Genomic DNA, 15,024 nt, shown 5'->3' with positions numbered 1-15,024 from the left:
ATCCTACCTGGCCGACTGCGATTCGCTGCTCGGCTTTGTCGAACCGATGCAGGTCTCGGGCCGCGTCACGCGCGTGGCGGGCCTGGTGATGGAATGCGTCGGCCTGCGCCTGGCCGTCGGCAGCGCCTGCACCATCCCGCTGCCGAACGGCGCGAAGATCGAAGCCGAGGTCGTCGGCTTCGAGGGCGAGCGCCTGTTCCTGATGCCGCAATCGGATGTCGAAGGCGTGGTGCCCGGTTCGCGCGTGTATCCGGTCGAAACCCCGGTGCCGCGTCCCGGCACGGTGACCCATCCACGGCGCCGTCCGAGCGACCGCGCGCGCCATTTGCCGGTCGGCTGGAAGTTGCTGGGCCGCGTGGTCGACGGCGCCGGCCGTCCGCTCGACGGCAAGGGTCCGCTCGGCACCGATGAAGTCGCGCCGATCAACGCCCGCCCCGTCAATCCGCTGGACCGCGCGCCGATCAAGGAAACCCTGGACGTCGGCGTGCGTGCGATCAATTCGATGCTGACCGTCGGCCGCGGCCAGCGCCTGGGCCTGTTTGCCGGTACCGGTGTCGGTAAATCGGTGTTGCTGGGCATGATCGCGCGCTACACGACGGCGGACGTGATCGTCGTCGGCCTGATCGGCGAGCGCGGCCGCGAAGTAAAAGAATTCATCGAGCAGATCCTCGGCGAGGAAGGCATGGCACGCTCGGCCGTGGTCGCGGCCCCGGCCGACAGCCCTCCCCTGATGCGTCTGCAGGGCGCGGCCTATGCCACGGCCATCGCCGAGCATTTCCGCGACCAGGGCAAGAACGTGCTGTTGATCATGGATTCGTTGACCCGTTATGCGATGGCACAGCGAGAAATTGCGCTGGCCATCGGCGAGCCGCCGGCGACGAAAGGCTATCCGCCTTCGGTGTTCGCGAAACTGCCGGTGCTGGTCGAGCGCGCCGGCAACGGGCTGGAAGGCGGCGGCTCGATCACCGCCTTTTATACCGTGCTGTCCGAAGGCGATGATCAACAAGACCCTATTGCGGATGCCGCGCGCGGTATCCTGGACGGCCACATCGTCCTGAACCGCCACCTGGCCGAAGCCGGCCACTATCCGGCCATCGACATCGAGCAATCGATCAGCCGCGCGATGCACGGCATCACTTCGCACGAACACCAGTTGGCGGCGAGGAAGCTCAAGCAATTGTATTCGCGCTACCAGCGCTCGCGCGATTTGATCAGCGTCGGCGCCTACGCCCCCGGCAGCGACCCGGTGCTGGACCAGGCGATCGCCCTGAACACGCAGATCGAGGAATTCCTGTGCCAGGAAATCCACGAGAACACGAATATGGGCCAGAGCTTGGGGCAATTGACCTCTCTGTTCAGCTGATCGGTACAAAGTTGCCGCAGGTATACTTTGCGCATTCAAGCTTGATTAATTATGGCGAACCCCTCTGCACTTGACACCCTGATCGAGCTGGCCCAGCGCGATTCCGACGACGCCGCCAAGCGGCTCGGCGTCGCCCTGAAATCGGTCGAGGAAGCGGAACAAAAGCTGCAAATGCTGCTGGGCTACCGCCAGGACTATGCGGACCGTCTCGACCAGGCGCAGATGAACGGCATCACGCCTTTCGCCTACGCCAATTTCGTCGCCTTTGTCGGCAAGCTCGACAATGCGATCAATGGCCAGCAAGAAGTGTTAAAGCACGCGAAATACAAGAGCGAGCTGGAGAAGGCGACCTGGCAGGAAAGCGAACGCAAGCGCCTGTCCTACCGCACCCTGAACGACCGCGCGGCCGCCGAAGCGCTCAAGATCGAAAACAAGCGCGACCAGAAAATGATGGACGACCACGCGGCGCGTACCGTCCGCACCAACCGGTAACTCTTATGACGATGCAAACGACTTCCCTCCCGATCCAGCTGAACGCCCCCGCTCCGGCGCAGAACCCGCGCGCGAACGCCCTGCCCTTGAACGACGGCGTCAATTTCGGCGCGGCGCTGACGCAACAGCTCAACCTCCGGCAAATCAACCAGCGCCAGGTCGAACAGCGCCAGCACGAGCAGCGCCAGGCATTGGCGCAGCCGCAGGCGCCAACGCCGCAGCAGCAAGTCGCCGCCCCGCACCCGCAGGCTGGCGCCAGGCCGGCCGCGAACGAAGCGAAGCCGGCGTCGCGCGAGATGGTCAAGCAGGCGGCGAGGGAAACCGAGCACCCTGCCACCACGGCTAAAAGCGACGCCGCCAAAAGCGACGGCGCTGGCGACAAGATGACTGCCGCGGGGGAAAGCACGGATGATGCTGCCACCTCGGCTGACGCCAAGGCCGCCGATTCCGTGGTCGACATGCTGGCCCTGGTCGCCAGTTTCAACCAGGCTCAGCAGGCTGCGGCCGCCCCGGCGCCGGTTCCCGCCCAGGCGGACGCACTGTTGTCCGGCGTGAAAGCCAGGCTGGGCGACGACCACAAGCTGCTTGTCAAGCTTGAGGGCGACGCCGCCCTCGCTGCGGCGACCGGTGCGCCGCAGGGCAAGGCCGAGCCAGGCATCGACCTGCGTGCCCTGGACCTGACCAAGGCCGGCGAGGCGGGCAAGCTGCCGCTGGAAGGCGCCGACTTCGCCGCCAAACTGCGCGACAGCGCGGCGCAGGCCAGCATGCAGGAAGCCGCCCCGGGCATGGATGCCGTGAACAGCTTGAGCGCCCAGGCGACTGCCCTGCAGAACGCGCAGACGATCGCCAGCGCGCCGACGGATCGCCTCAGCGCGCGCGTCGGCACCTCGGCCTGGGACGACCAGGTGGGCCAGAAAGTGATCTGGATGGTGGGCGGCGACGACCAGAGCGCCACGCTCGAGCTGAACCCGCCGGACCTCGGTCCCGTGCAGGTGGTGCTGAACGTGTCGAACGACCTCGCCAGCGTGACCTTCTCCTCGCAGCAGCTGGAAGTGCGCCAGGCCCTGGAAAATGCCTTGCCGCGCCTGCGTGAAATGATGAGCGAGAGCGGGATCGCCCTGGGGGATGCGTTCGTCAACGCCGGCGCCGAGGGGCGCCAGGGGCAGGATGGTCAGGGTTCGGGCGGCTCGGGCAATGGACGGGGCGGTCATGGCGGCGGTGGCGACAGCGGCGTGGCCGAGGTTGCGCCGCGCCAGCGTACGCGCGTGATTGGCGGCGCGGGAGCGGTGGATACGTTCGCGTAACGCGGCAACAGGTTTCGTTTACGGCCACCATTGTGCGGCCGTTTTTTGTGGGGACCTGTGGAGCCGCGATATGGTCAAACGCAGCACTCTGGGCTCAAGAGCCCAGGCTACGAGCCCAGGGTACAAGATGGAAGAAACCTTGATGTGATGTACCTTCCCCCCTCTTTTCAAAGCTTGCCGCTGCGCACTTTTTCTCGATAATGACATAATCACGCAACCCCACATCAGGCACCCGAGGCAACTTGAAAGCGAATCCGAAAATGAAGGCTGACCCGAAGGCAGAGGCGGCACCGGCGGCAGGATCGAAGAAAAAGCTCATGATCATGGCGATCGCGGGCGTGCTCGTGCTCGGCGGCAGCGCCGGCTGGTTCTTCCTGCACGGCAGCGGTGATGCCGGGGCGGCCCACGCCGAAGACGCGCCGGCGAAGAAGAAAAAGAAGGACAAGGAGCATGTAAAAGCCGAATACGTGCCCGTCGAACCCTTCACGGTGAACCTGCAGCCCGAGAACGGCGACCAATATCTGCAGATACAATTTACGCTGCAGGTCGACGGCCCGGAGCAGGTCGCGCTCATCAAGGACAACATGGCCAAGGTGCGCAGCCGCGTGCTGCTCCTGCTGTCGGGCAAGAAGGCCTCGGAAATCAACACGGTGGCCGGCAAGCAGCAGCTCGCGGCCGAGATCAAGGCCGTCGTCCAGGCGCCGTTCGACGAGGGCGGCGACGACCAGGACATATCAGACGTGTTGTTCACCGCGTTTATCATTCAGTAACAAAAACAATATGGCGGATAATTTTCTCTCACAGGAAGAAGTCGATGCACTCCTCAAGGGGGTCAATGGCGACAAGGACGAGATTTCCGCGCCTGAAGACACCTCGGGCGTACGCACCTACAACCTGGCGACCCAGGAGCGGATCGTGCGCGGCCGTATGCCGACGCTCGAGATCATCAACGAGCGCTTTGCGCGCTTGCTGCGCATCGGCCTGTTCAATTTCCTGCGCCGCAGCGCCGAGGTCTCGGTTGGTTCGGTACGGGTCTCGAAGTACAGTGAATTCATCCGCAACCTGGTGGTCCCGACCAACCTGAACCTGATCCACATGAAGCCGCTGCGCGGCACTGCGCTGATGGTGTTAGATCCGGGCCTGGTGTTCCTGCTGGTGGATAACCTGTTCGGCGGCGACGGACGATTCCATACCCGCGTCGAGGGCCGCGACTTCACCCAGACCGAGCAGCGCATCATCCTGCGCATCCTCGACATCGTGTTCGAAGCTTATGGCAAGTCGTGGGAACCGGTCTACCCGATCGAGTTCGAGTACATCCGTTCCGAGATGAACACGCAATTCGCCAACATCGCGACGCCCAACGAAGTCGTGGTATCGTCCACGTTCACGATCGAGCTCGGTCCGGTGTCGGGCCAGATCCACTTCTGCATGCCGTATTCGATGATCGAGCCGATCCGCGATGCGCTCACCTCGAGCATCCAGGGCGAGGCGCTCGAAGTGGATAAACGCTGGATCCGCCTGATGACGCAGCAGATCCAGGTGGCCGAAGTCGAGCTGGTAGCCGAGCTCGGCCACGGGCGGGCGAACTTCGACGAAATCCTCAACATGAAAATCGGCGACGTGATTCCAATCACGGTCCCGGAAGCAATCCAGGCGACGGTGGACGGTGTGCCGGTGATGGAATGTTCATACGGCGTCTTCAACGGCCAGTACGCGCTGAAGGTCGAGAAATTGCTGGCCAATAGCGACAGCTTCAAGTAATTCAGGAGAAACACCATGTCCGATACCCAAGACGACCAAATTATGGACGACGACTGGGGCGCCGCGATTGCCGAGCAAGCCGCCGCCGAAGCCGCCGCGCTGCAAAAGCAGCAAACCGCCAGCGCCGCCGTGTTCCAGGATTTCGGCACCAAGAACGTGCGTCCGGACACCCCGAACGACATCGACTTCATCCTCGACATCCCGGTGCAATTGACCGTGGAACTGGGCCGCACGAAAATCGCGATCAAGAACCTGCTGCAGCTGGCGCAGGGCTCGGTCGTCGAGCTCGACGGCCTGGCCGGCGAGCCGATGGACGTGCTGGTGAACGGCTGCCTGATCGCCCAGGGCGAGGTGGTGGTCGTCAACGACAAGTTCGGTATCCGCCTGACTGATATCATCACGCCTTCGGAACGGATCAGAAAATTGAATAAATGATGTCGACGCGCGCACCCGCCTGCCCTCCCGCAACCTTGTACGAGGCAGCCGCCAGGGGCAACGACCCTGTCCGGCTGACCGCAAGCCTGCGCAAGAGCGCCGCCGGCGCGCTGCTCGCATCGGCGCTTTTCGCACCGATACTCCTGCTGCCGCTGGCCCCCTGCGCGGCCCAGCCGGCATCGACCAGTAGCACTTCCCAGGCCGCGCCCGCAGCGGCCCAGCCGGCAGCACCGGCGCCGTCCGCCACGGCCGCGCGCCAGCAGGACGGCAGCAGCATGGCGCAGGGGCGACAGGACAGCGGCACGGCGGCGCCAGCCCCGGCCCCCGCCCCGAGTACGCAAACAGCGACGCCGGCCGCATCGCCGGCGGCCACTGCCAACACCCCGGTCCAGGAACGCGCCACCACGGTCGGCGAAGTACCGACCGTCGCCGCCACCACGCCGACGCCGACACCCGGCGTGGCCACCATGCCCGGCGCCCCAGGCGCGATTCCGAGCAACCCGGTCACCATCCCGCAAGCCCCCGGCCCCTCGACCGGCTCCCTGCTCCAGACCATCCTGGCCCTCGTGCTGGTGCTGGCCCTGCTCGCCGGCCTCGCCTGGGCCGCCAAGCGCTATGGCCCGCGCGTGGCCGGCAACTCGGCCAACCTGCGCATGGTCGGCGCGCTGAATATCGGCGGACGCGAACGGATCATGGTCGTCGAAGTGGGCGACCAGTGGATCGTCGTCGGCGCCTCGCCGGGCCGCGTGAATGCGCTGGCGACGATGCCGAAGGGCGACGCGACGGCCAGCGCCGCGCTCGCCGCCCACACGCCGTCGGCATCGAATTTTTCCGACTGGCTGAAACAGACGATCGACAAGCGCAATGCGAAATAAAGTAAAAGGCAAGAGGTAATGCGGGCAATGCGAAACACGAAGAAATTCCTGCTGGCGGCAGGCCTGGCGCTGCTGCCGCTGGCCGTGCTGGCGGCGCCCGGCGTACCGGCCTTCACGACCGCCCCGGGTCCGGGCGGCGGCACCACCTACACCCTGCCGGTGCAGACGCTGCTGCTGATGACGGCGTTTACCTTCCTGCCGGCCGCCCTGCTGATGATGACCAGCTTTACCCGCATCATCATCGTGCTCTCGCTGCTGCGCCAGGCGATCGGCACCCAGACCGCGCCGCCGAACCAGGTGATGGTCGGCCTCGCGCTGTTTTTGACTCTGTTCGTCATGGGTCCGACCTTCGACAAGATCTATACCCAAGCCTACCTGCCCCTGCAGGAAAACCAGATCCAGATGACGGAAGCGATGAGCCGCGGCGCCCAGCCCCTGAAGGACTTCATGGTCAAGCAGACGCGCCAGTCGGACCTCGCCATGTTCGTCAAGATCTCGCGCACACCCGCCCTGCAGGGTCCGGAAGACATTCCGCTGCGCGTGCTGATCCCCGCCTTCGTCACCAGCGAACTGAAGACCGCCTTCCAGATCGGCTTCGCGATCTTCATACCCTTCCTGATCATCGACATGGTGGTGGCCTCGGTGCTGATGTCGATGGGCATGATGATGATGTCGCCGGCCGTGATTTCGCTGCCGTTCAAGATGATGCTGTTCGTGCTGGTCGACGGCTGGCAACTGCTGCTGGGCTCGCTGTCCCAGAGTTTCAATTAGGGAGAGCGCGATGACCCCGGAAACCGTTATGACGATGGGCCGCACGGCCATGGAAATCACGCTGATGGTGTCGGCGCCGCTGCTGCTGGTCGCCCTGATCATTGGCTTGATCGTGAGTATTTTCCAGGCCGCCACCCAGATCAATGAAGCGACCCTCTCCTTCATCCCGAAACTGGTCGGCGTCTTCGTGGCCCTCATCATTGCCGGCCCCTGGATGCTGTCCGTGATGCTCGACTACATGCGGCAAGTGTTCACCGGCATCCCGAACATGGTCGGCTGAAGCCGGCCGAAGTTACCATTCACCGTTCGATGCTGACCCTGACCTCGCTCGAGATCAACGCCTGGATCGCGGGCCTGCTGTGGCCGCTCACGCGCATCCTCGGCCTGATCGCCTCGGCCCCGCTGTTCGGCCACGCCAGCGTGCCGAACCAGGTCAAGCTCATCCTCGGCGTGCTGCTGGCCCTGATCATCGCCCCCACCATCCCTGCCGTGCCCGCGGTCGACCCGATGTCGTATGCGGGCCTCTTGATCCTGGTGCAGGAAATGCTGGTCGGCGCCGCGATGGGCTTTTCGATGCGCCTCGTGTTTGCCGCCGTCGAATACGCGGGCGAACTGGCCAGCTCGACGATGGGCTTCGGCTTCGCCTCCTTTTTCGATCCCACCACGCAAGGCCGCTCGGCGGCGATCAGCCAGTTCCTGTCGATGGTCGCGACCATGGCTTTTCTTGCCGTGAACGCGCACCTGGTGCTGCTGGCGGCGCTGTCGGAAAGTTTCGTCAGCCTGCCGATCTCGGCCTCGCCCTTGTCATTGGCGGCACCATTGGAACTGGCGCGCCTCGGCAGCCGCATCTTCTCGGCCGGCCTGCAGATTTCGCTGCCGATCATTGCCACCCTGCTCATCACGAACGTCGCGCTCGGCATCCTGACGCGCGCCGCGCCCCAGTTGAACATCTTCAGCATCGCCTTTCCGATCACGCTCGGGGTCGGCATGCTGACCCTGAGCGTGGTCCTGCCCTATCTGAACACGCCGATCCAGAATTTGTTCAACGAGGGCATCGAAGCCGGGCGCCGGATACCGCGCGCCGCCGCGCAACGGGTTCCCCCTGCGCTGGCGCCGCAAGGGGCGCCGGGCGTTCCGGCAGCGCCTGCCGCCCCCTGAGTTCGGCAAAAAGCACGTTTTCCCGTTCCGGATCCCCGAGTGAATATTGCTCGCCCACGAACGCACACTGGACTATCATGAACCATGCATGTTGCGTGATTAACCGGCCCGAGCCGGTGCATGCCAGTGCCGGAGAACGCGTTGAATCTTTCACCGTTACCACTCGCCGTCTTCGTCGTCGATGCCGACGGCGTCATCGCCAGCTGGAACAAGGCCTGCGAAAAGCTGGCCGGCTATACCGCGGCCGACATCCGCCGGCAGACGCTCGACGAAATCGTCGAGTTCGACGCCGTGTCCGGACCGGTGCCCACCATCGCCGGCCGCACCGAGATCGATTCCACCGGGTTCCTGCGCTGCGCCGACGGGCGCCGCCTGCCGGTGCGGGTAACGGTCGCGCCGCAGTCGCTCGACCCGGAGCAGCCCGGCACCTTCAGCGTGATCGTGATCCCGCGCGCCGGACCGATCCTGGCGCGCTATGCGTTGATCCAGGACTTGCCGGTCGGCGACATCATCGAAGGCCTGCCCTGCGTCTTTTACGTGATCGACCAGAGCGGCCACCTGCTGCTGTGGAACCGCCTGCTCGAAGACGCGCTCGAAATGTCGAGCGAAGAACTGCCTACCAGTAACGTCAGCCTGTTCTTCGACGAAAAGGATCGCGCGCACATCGTCAAGAAGATCCTCGACGCCTTCGAGCACGGCCACTCTTCGCATGAGGCCGAGCTGGTCGGCAGGCACGGCAAGCGCACCAGCCTGCTGTTTCATTGCGCCCGCACCAGCCTGGGCGAGCTGCCCGTGATCTTCGGCACCGGCCTCGACATCAGCGCGCGCAAGCAGACCGAGCACGGGTTGCGTGTGCGCGACCGCGCCATTTATTCGAGCGTCAACGCCATCATCATCACCTGCTGCGAGGGTGGCAGGAACGTGATCGAGTACGTCAATCCCGCCTTCGAACAGATGACCGGCTATACGCTCGCCGAAATCAAGGGCCGCGATCCGCGCTTCATGCGCGTTGAAGGCTGCGACCTGCACGAACACAGGCGCATCGATCAGGCCCTGAAGAACAAGGAAAGCGTGCAGGTCATCCTGCGCAATGCGCGCAAGAATGGCGACGTCTTCTGGATCGACCTGCGCATCGATCCGGTGAGCAATGCCGATAGCGAAGTCACCCATTTCGTCGCGGTGATCAGCGACATCACCGAGGCCCGCCATTACGAACGCCGCCTGCACCACCTGGCCCACCACGACCCGCTGACGGGCCTGGCGAACCGCACCCTGCTGCAGGACGAGCTGAAATTCTCGATCGACTTCGCCGTGCGCAACAAGGTGCTGGGGGCGCTGGCCTTTCTCGACCTCGACAATTTCAAGCACATCAACGACAACTTCGGCCACGATGCCGGCGACGCCGTGCTGCGCGAAATCGCGAACCGCCTCAAGGAGAGCGTGCGCGACAACGACACGGTGGCACGCGTCGGCGGCGACGAATTCGTGCTGGTCATTAATAACCAGCCCGGCCACGAACAGCTGGCCGACCTCATCGAACGCGTCCGCCAGCGCGTCAACGTCCCGATCAATGTCGCCGGGCGCGACATCCTGCCCGGCACCAGCATCGGCGTGAGCCGCTTCCCGCACGATGGCGACACGGTCGACCGCGTGATGCGCGCGGCCGACGCGGCGATGTACCACGCCAAGGCGCTGGGCAAGAACAACTGCCAGTTCTATTCGAACGAACTGAACCAGGTCGTGCACCAGCACCTGATGCTGGAAGCGAGCCTGTCGCGGGCCATCGGCAACCAGGAAATGGTGCTGGGCTACCAGCCGAAGGTGGACCTGCGGACGGGTAAAGTCGTCGGCGCGGAAGCGCTGGTGCGCTGGAACCATCCGGAAAACGGCATGGTGCCGCCGGACAAATTCATCCCGGTGGCCGAGGAAACCGGTCTCATCGTGCCGCTGGGCGAATGGGTCCTGAACGAGGCCTGCGGCGCGCTGAAAGCGCTCGATAAGCTCGGTATCCACGACTTCGTCATCTCCGTGAACCTGTCGGCACGCCAGCTGCGCCAGCGCCAGTTCGCGGCAGGGCTCGCGCGCACGCTCAAGCGCCACGGCGTCGAGCCGCGCAACCTCGAGCTGGAAGTGACCGAAAGCCAGCTGATGGACCGGCCCGACGAAGCAACGGAGGCGCTGGCCGAACTGAAAGCGCTGGGCGTGCGCCTGTCGATCGACGACTTCGGCACCGGCTACTCGAGCCTGTCCCACCTGCAGAAATTCCCGGTCGACTTCATCAAGATCGACCGCTCTTTCCTCGGCGAAGTGACCCACGACGGCCATGCCGTGATCACGCGCGCGATCATCGCGCTGGGGCACAACCTGAAGCTGAAGGTGATCGCCGAAGGCGTCGAAACGCTGGAACAGCTGACCTTCCTGCGCGAGCACGATTGCGACCAGATGCAGGGCTATTATTTCAGCCCGGCGCTGCCGCAGGAAAAATTGCAAGAAATGCTCTGCAAGGACGATCGGCTACAGGATTAATCCGCAGAATTTCAGCCTGCGGTTAACCCGCCGCCCACGCGCCATCCGCCAACGCCAGTGTCATCAACCTGGGCGAGGTCGACGACGAAGCCTGTGGATCGGACGCCCTCAATCCGAGCAGTGCCGGCTGCGCGTCTTAGCTCATGTAATTAAACAACGACAGCCCCGACAGGATCTTGAAGGATTTCTGGGCAGCGTCGAGCGTCATCTGCTGCGTGCTGTACTCGGAAATAGCCTTGGCCACATCGAGGTCCTGCAGCTTCGATAGCGTCGCCGAGTACTGGAGGCCCAGGTCCATGCCGGTGTTTTCGAGGTAGTCGAGCTCCTTCATGCGCGAGCCAACGGAAGCGCGCACTGTCAGGATATTGTCGAGCGAAGACTTCAGATTGCCGCTTGCTGCGGTCAGCTTGTTCGTCAGCGCAGCGCGGCCTGCCGGATCGTCACTCGAATTGCGCAGTGCGTCGACCAGGTTTGACATGGTCGCGAACACCGATTCCTTCCTGCTCGGCGAGATCTCGAGACTGTCGCCATCGGCCGGCGCACCCTTGATCTCGAACGACACACCGCCAACGCTGATCTGCTGGCCAGGGACGTAGGTCTCGCCAGTGCTCACCTCGACGGCCGGATCGGCGGTCTTATCGGTCACGGTATAGGTCGCTGCGCCCGACGGTGCCACACTGAAAGACAACGTGTACTCGTGCCCGTCGAGCGCGCCCGGATCGGTCACCGCACCGATGCTGGCGACTGCCTGCCCCTGATTCGCGTCCGACATGACTGTCTGGTAACTACCATTCCCGGTGCGGGCGGCGATGAAGATCGCGCTGCCCGGCTCGCTGATCGACATATTGCGCGAGGCGCCCACCTGCAGCATGCGCTGCCCCTGGTCGCCCACGTAACTCGTACCACCTTCACTCTGGACGAAAGGTTTCGTGCTGCCGCTGTAACCGGAGAACAGGTAGCTGCCGTTCCCATCGGTGCTGTTCGCCACTCCCAGCAAATCCTGCATGCGCGCTTCGATTTCGGTGGCGATCTTGTCGCGGTCGCTTTTCGCCAGCGAGCCATTGCCTGCCTGGACCAGCAGCGACTGCACGTCCATGACCAGGTTGCCGCCGTCGCTGAGCGCCTGTTCCACCATTGCCAACGAACTCGTCGCGTTATCGCGGTTGGTGGCGTACTGGGTATTGAGCGATTGCGATTGCGTCACCTCGAGCGCGCGGGCGGCTGCGATCGGGTCGTCGGCCGCGGTCAGGATACGCTTGTTCGCAGCCAGCTGGTTTTGGGTCTTGGCCATCTGCGACTGCAGCGTGTTGAACTGACTGGTCGCGTTTTCATACATGGTTCTGGTGCTGATGCGCATGGTGGACTCCACTCTTTATTCTGATCAACGTCCGATCGACAGCAGGGTGTCGAAGATGCTGGTCGCGACCTGCATGACCTTGCCGGCTGCCTGGTAGGCCTGCTGGTATTTCATCAGGTTGGCCGCCTCCTCGTCCAGGTTCACGCCAGACACGTTTTGTGCTGTTCCCTGCACTTCCTTGAGCAAGGCCTCGCCGGCGCTGGCGCCGACCTGTACTTCCCGCGTCTTGTTACCCACCGCGCTGACGGTTTGGGCGAATGCGGACTGGAAGGTGGCGGTACCGTTGTCGAACAAGCCTGTGGTCTGCAAAGCCGCCATTGCCGCCATGTTACGGGTATCGACGTTGCCATTCTTGTTGTTCACGATACTGAAGGCGTCGCCGTCGTCCGGCGTGCCTGAGATGGTCACGCTCACGCCCTCGAAGCTGTAAGTGGCGCCGGGCGTGAACGGCACGCTGCCGCCGGTGCCGGTATACGGCGTGCCGGGGTTCTCGGGCGTAACAGTCAGCATTGCATCCGGCGGGAAGCCCGACAGGGTACCGGTCTCCTTGTCATAGTTCAGCTCGACCGGCAGCGCTGGCCCGGCGGCGAAAAAATCCTGGCTGATGCTGCCGCTGCTGATCTTTGCGCTCCCCCTGTTGGTGGTCAGCGCCGCAGTGGCAATGGGCATCGCGGCGGCGACCTCGTTCACGTCCGACAGCGCCAGTTTGAAATGGGCGGCGGCGTTGGCAGTGGGCCGCACCAGGTAATTGTCGCCGGATGCGGCGCTCCCGGCAACGGTGAACCGGACTCCATCCTTTTCGATACTGGTAACGCCGTCGGGCGAAGTCGGGATCTGTTCCCGGAAGTTGTCGCGCAAGCGGGTCAGGTAGAAATCGCCACCATCCGACTCAATGCGGAAATCGCTGTCGCCGAGCTTGGCCAGATCGGTGATCTCGGCGCTGACCACTGCGCTGCCGGCGGAATTGCCAACTGCGGGCGACACCGACACCGGCGCCGCCGTGAAGAAGTCCCCGCCTTGCGCGCCGCTGCTATCGATACCGAGCTTGTGCTGTTCGTTGAAGGTCGTGGCCAGGCCCAGGGCCAGGCGACCGATTCCGTTCTGCACCCGGTCTAGCATATTGCCGCGAAACTCCAGCAGCCCCCCCAGTTCGCCGCCGGTAAGCGCGCTTTCCGGCAGCGCGATCTCCTTGCCCCCGGTGAGATAGCCGACGTTGATGCGCGACAGGTCGGTCGGCGAGCGCATCGCCGCCAGCTGGAAGGGCTGGCTGCCCACAACCAAAGGCTGGCCATTGCCGATCGAGATGTTCAGCGCGTTATTGCTGCCGGCCGTGACCGAGGCCTTGACATGCTTGTTCAGCTCCATGACAAGCTGGTCGCGCTGGTCGAGCAAGTCGTTGGGCTGACGGTTCCGGACCGAACCCAGGCCCCCGATCCGGTCGTTGAGATCGGCGATCTGCGTGGCGTAAGCGTTGATCAGCTTGACATTGCTCTCGATCTGGCTGTTCACGCCGGCATCGATTTCCTCGAGACGCGCGTCGACCTGCTGGAAACTGCCGGCAAGCGTTTCGGCGGCCGACAGCAAGGCCTGGCGTGAAGGGGTCGAGGCGCCGCTGCCGCTCACGTTCTGCACCGCCGAGAAAAACGTTTGAATCGCCGGCGACAAGCCCGAGGTGGTGTCTGCCAGCAAATTGTCGATCTGGCTGACTTGGGCGTAATAGGTGTCGAGCGAAGCCTTCGACGTGGTGGCGCTGCGCACCTGGTTGTTCAGGAAGTCATCGCTGTAGCGCTTGATCTCGGCAATCTTGGTGCCCGTGCCGACAAAACCATAGCCCGTTTCCGTCGTCGTCGACGTGGCCTGCACGACGCCCTGACGACTATAGCCATCAACATTCGCGTTAGTGATGTTGTGGCCGGCAGTCGTGAGCGCAGCCTGGGCTGCGTACAAACCACTCTTGCCGATACTAAGGAGATTTCCGGACATGTCGTTTTCTCTATGTGCTGTTTTCTTCTACGGCAGGCCGCGCCCAAACTTGAACGCCCCGCCGTATGTTCATGCCAATGAATCCTTGATGATCCTGGTCAGCTTGTTCCCGTAGTTCGGATCGGTCGCATAGCCAGCGCGCTGCAGTCCGTGAGCAAAGGTCGCGGCGTCGCCGCCGTGGCCGAGTACCTTGTCGTAGCGCGGATTGTTCGCCAGCATGCGCGCGTAATCCTTGAACGAATCGGCAGGCGTGTCGTAGGCACGGAATTTTTCGACCCGCTGGCGCGCGTGGCCGTTCACGTATTCGGTCGTCACGGCGGTCGCGACCTTGCCCTTCCAGCCCGGGCCGGCCTTGATGCCGAACAGGTTGTTAGCATTGCTGCCGTCGGCATTGCGAATCATGCGCTTGCCCCAGCCCGTCTCCAGCGCGGCCTGGCCAAGCATGAATTTGGCAGGCACGCCGGTGGCTGCTTCCGCTTCGGCCGCATGCGCGCCGAGCTTTTCCTGGAAGGCGCGCACGTGCGGCGCCTGGGTGCGGCCGCTCGCGCTGACGCCATTCGTCTGGACCGCGGCGTCGATGCTTTTCAGCGCGCCCGCCTTGTTCGGCAGCATCGGGATGTCGAGCATGCTTGCCCCGGCCCTGGTTGCAGCCGCGCCCTCGGCGCCGCCGATGGCCAGCGCCCTGGCGTCGGTCTGGCTCGAGAGCTGGCGCACCAGCACGTCGGCCAGGCCCATGCCGCGCCTGGACATGTTCTGGCTCAGCTGCTGGTCGAGCATCGACGTGAACATCTTCGTTTGCTGGCTGTCCGTCAGCCCGTCCTGCGGCGTGGCGTCGCGCATGCTCTTCATCATCTGGTTGATGAACAGCGCCTCGAACTGCTGGGCCGCACCGCGCGTCGCATCGGGCGCGCCGGCCTTGGCCGAACGCTTCAGGTTGCCAAGGCCCTGGGTGTCGAGCGCGAAGCTGCCGGAGACGTCGGTTTTCGAAGGAGTCATCAC

15 protein-coding genes are annotated in these 15,024 nt (G+C 64.0%); 11 read left to right on the top strand and 4 right to left on the bottom strand.

The features are described from left to right. Positions 1–46 precede the first annotated feature (46 nt). Genes fliI through AC1MEM_RS09485 form a run of 3 tightly spaced genes read left to right on the top strand, consistent with a single transcriptional unit; the run spans position 47 to position 3,159 of the window. Positions 47–1,363 (top strand): flagellar protein export ATPase FliI, encoded by a 1,317-nt coding sequence (gene fliI / locus AC1MEM_RS09495; RefSeq protein ID WP_499477618.1) that lies wholly within the window; start codon positions 47–49, stop codon positions 1,361–1,363. Between the two features lie 51 nt (positions 1,364–1,414). Next, positions 1,415–1,855 carry a flagellar export protein FliJ gene (gene fliJ / locus AC1MEM_RS09490; protein WP_499476831.1) on the top strand — a complete coding sequence of 147 codons (441 nt, stop codon included), beginning with the start codon at positions 1,415–1,417 and terminating at the stop codon, positions 1,853–1,855. Between the two features lie 5 nt (positions 1,856–1,860). Next, a complete protein-coding gene (locus AC1MEM_RS09485) occupies positions 1,861–3,159 on the top strand; it encodes a flagellar hook-length control protein FliK (RefSeq protein WP_499476830.1) in 1,299 nt (432 codons plus the stop codon). Positions 3,160–3,253: 94 nt separating this feature from the next. Here the strand turns inward: AC1MEM_RS09485 and AC1MEM_RS09480 are convergent, their stop codons facing one another. Beyond that, positions 3,254–3,478: a hypothetical protein gene (locus AC1MEM_RS09480; protein WP_499477768.1), complete on the bottom strand. Its 225-nt coding sequence runs from the start codon at positions 3,476–3,478 to the stop codon at positions 3,254–3,256. Here AC1MEM_RS09480 and fliL point away from each other — a divergent pair. From fliL to AC1MEM_RS09440, 8 genes are all read left to right on the top strand, one after another. Continuing rightward, entirely contained in the window at positions 3,420–3,929 is a 510-nt protein-coding gene (fliL, locus tag AC1MEM_RS09475) for a flagellar basal body-associated protein FliL (protein ID WP_499477617.1), read from the top strand. The two genes, AC1MEM_RS09480 and fliL, sit on opposite strands and share 59 nt — an antisense overlap. 10 nt (positions 3,930–3,939) lie before the next feature. Then, positions 3,940–4,920, top strand: coding sequence for a flagellar motor switch protein FliM (gene fliM / locus AC1MEM_RS09470; RefSeq protein WP_499476828.1), 981 nt, complete (start codon positions 3,940–3,942; stop codon positions 4,918–4,920). A 15-nt stretch (positions 4,921–4,935) separates the two neighbouring features. Then, complete coding sequence (fliN, locus tag AC1MEM_RS09465) at positions 4,936–5,355, top strand: flagellar motor switch protein FliN (protein WP_499476826.1); 420 nt, start codon at positions 4,936–4,938, stop codon at positions 5,353–5,355. Next, positions 5,352–6,230: a flagellar biosynthetic protein FliO gene (gene fliO / locus AC1MEM_RS09460; protein ID WP_499476824.1), complete on the top strand. Its 879-nt coding sequence runs from the start codon at positions 5,352–5,354 to the stop codon at positions 6,228–6,230. Before fliN ends, fliO begins: the two co-directional genes overlap by 4 nt. Before the next feature lie 27 nt (positions 6,231–6,257). Further along, a complete protein-coding gene (gene fliP / locus AC1MEM_RS09455; protein WP_499477616.1) occupies positions 6,258–7,001 on the top strand; it encodes a flagellar type III secretion system pore protein FliP in 744 nt (247 codons plus the stop codon). A gap of 10 nt (positions 7,002–7,011) precedes the next feature. Continuing rightward, positions 7,012–7,281 (top strand): flagellar biosynthesis protein FliQ, encoded by a 270-nt coding sequence (gene fliQ, locus AC1MEM_RS09450; protein ID WP_499476823.1) that lies wholly within the window; start codon positions 7,012–7,014, stop codon positions 7,279–7,281. A 29-nt stretch (positions 7,282–7,310) separates the two neighbouring features. Next, a complete protein-coding gene (gene fliR, locus AC1MEM_RS09445; RefSeq protein WP_499476822.1) occupies positions 7,311–8,159 on the top strand; it encodes a flagellar biosynthetic protein FliR in 849 nt (282 codons plus the stop codon). A 141-nt stretch (positions 8,160–8,300) separates the two neighbouring features. After that, positions 8,301–10,685 (top strand): sensor domain-containing protein, encoded by a 2,385-nt coding sequence (locus AC1MEM_RS09440; protein WP_499476821.1) that lies wholly within the window; start codon positions 8,301–8,303, stop codon positions 10,683–10,685. Positions 10,686–10,821: 136 nt separating this feature from the next. Here AC1MEM_RS09440 and flgL read toward each other — a convergent pair whose 3' ends face one another. The 3 genes from flgL to flgJ form a co-directional block, all read right to left on the bottom strand. Then, on the bottom strand, positions 10,822–12,042 hold the full coding sequence (flgL, locus tag AC1MEM_RS09435; protein ID WP_499476819.1) for a flagellar hook-associated protein FlgL: 1,221 nt from the start codon (positions 12,040–12,042) through the stop codon (positions 10,822–10,824). A 24-nt stretch (positions 12,043–12,066) separates the two neighbouring features. After that, positions 12,067–14,025, bottom strand: coding sequence for a flagellar hook-associated protein FlgK (gene flgK / locus AC1MEM_RS09430; RefSeq protein ID WP_499476818.1), 1,959 nt, complete (start codon positions 14,023–14,025; stop codon positions 12,067–12,069). Positions 14,026–14,094: 69 nt separating this feature from the next. After that, positions 14,095–15,021 carry a flagellar assembly peptidoglycan hydrolase FlgJ gene (gene flgJ / locus AC1MEM_RS09425; protein ID WP_499476816.1) on the bottom strand — a complete coding sequence of 309 codons (927 nt, stop codon included), beginning with the start codon at positions 15,019–15,021 and terminating at the stop codon, positions 14,095–14,097. Positions 15,022–15,024 lie beyond the last annotated feature (3 nt).

This window comes from Telluria sp. AIW5 (assembly GCF_056680575.1).
This window is presented reverse-complemented; position numbering and strand designations above follow the sequence as displayed.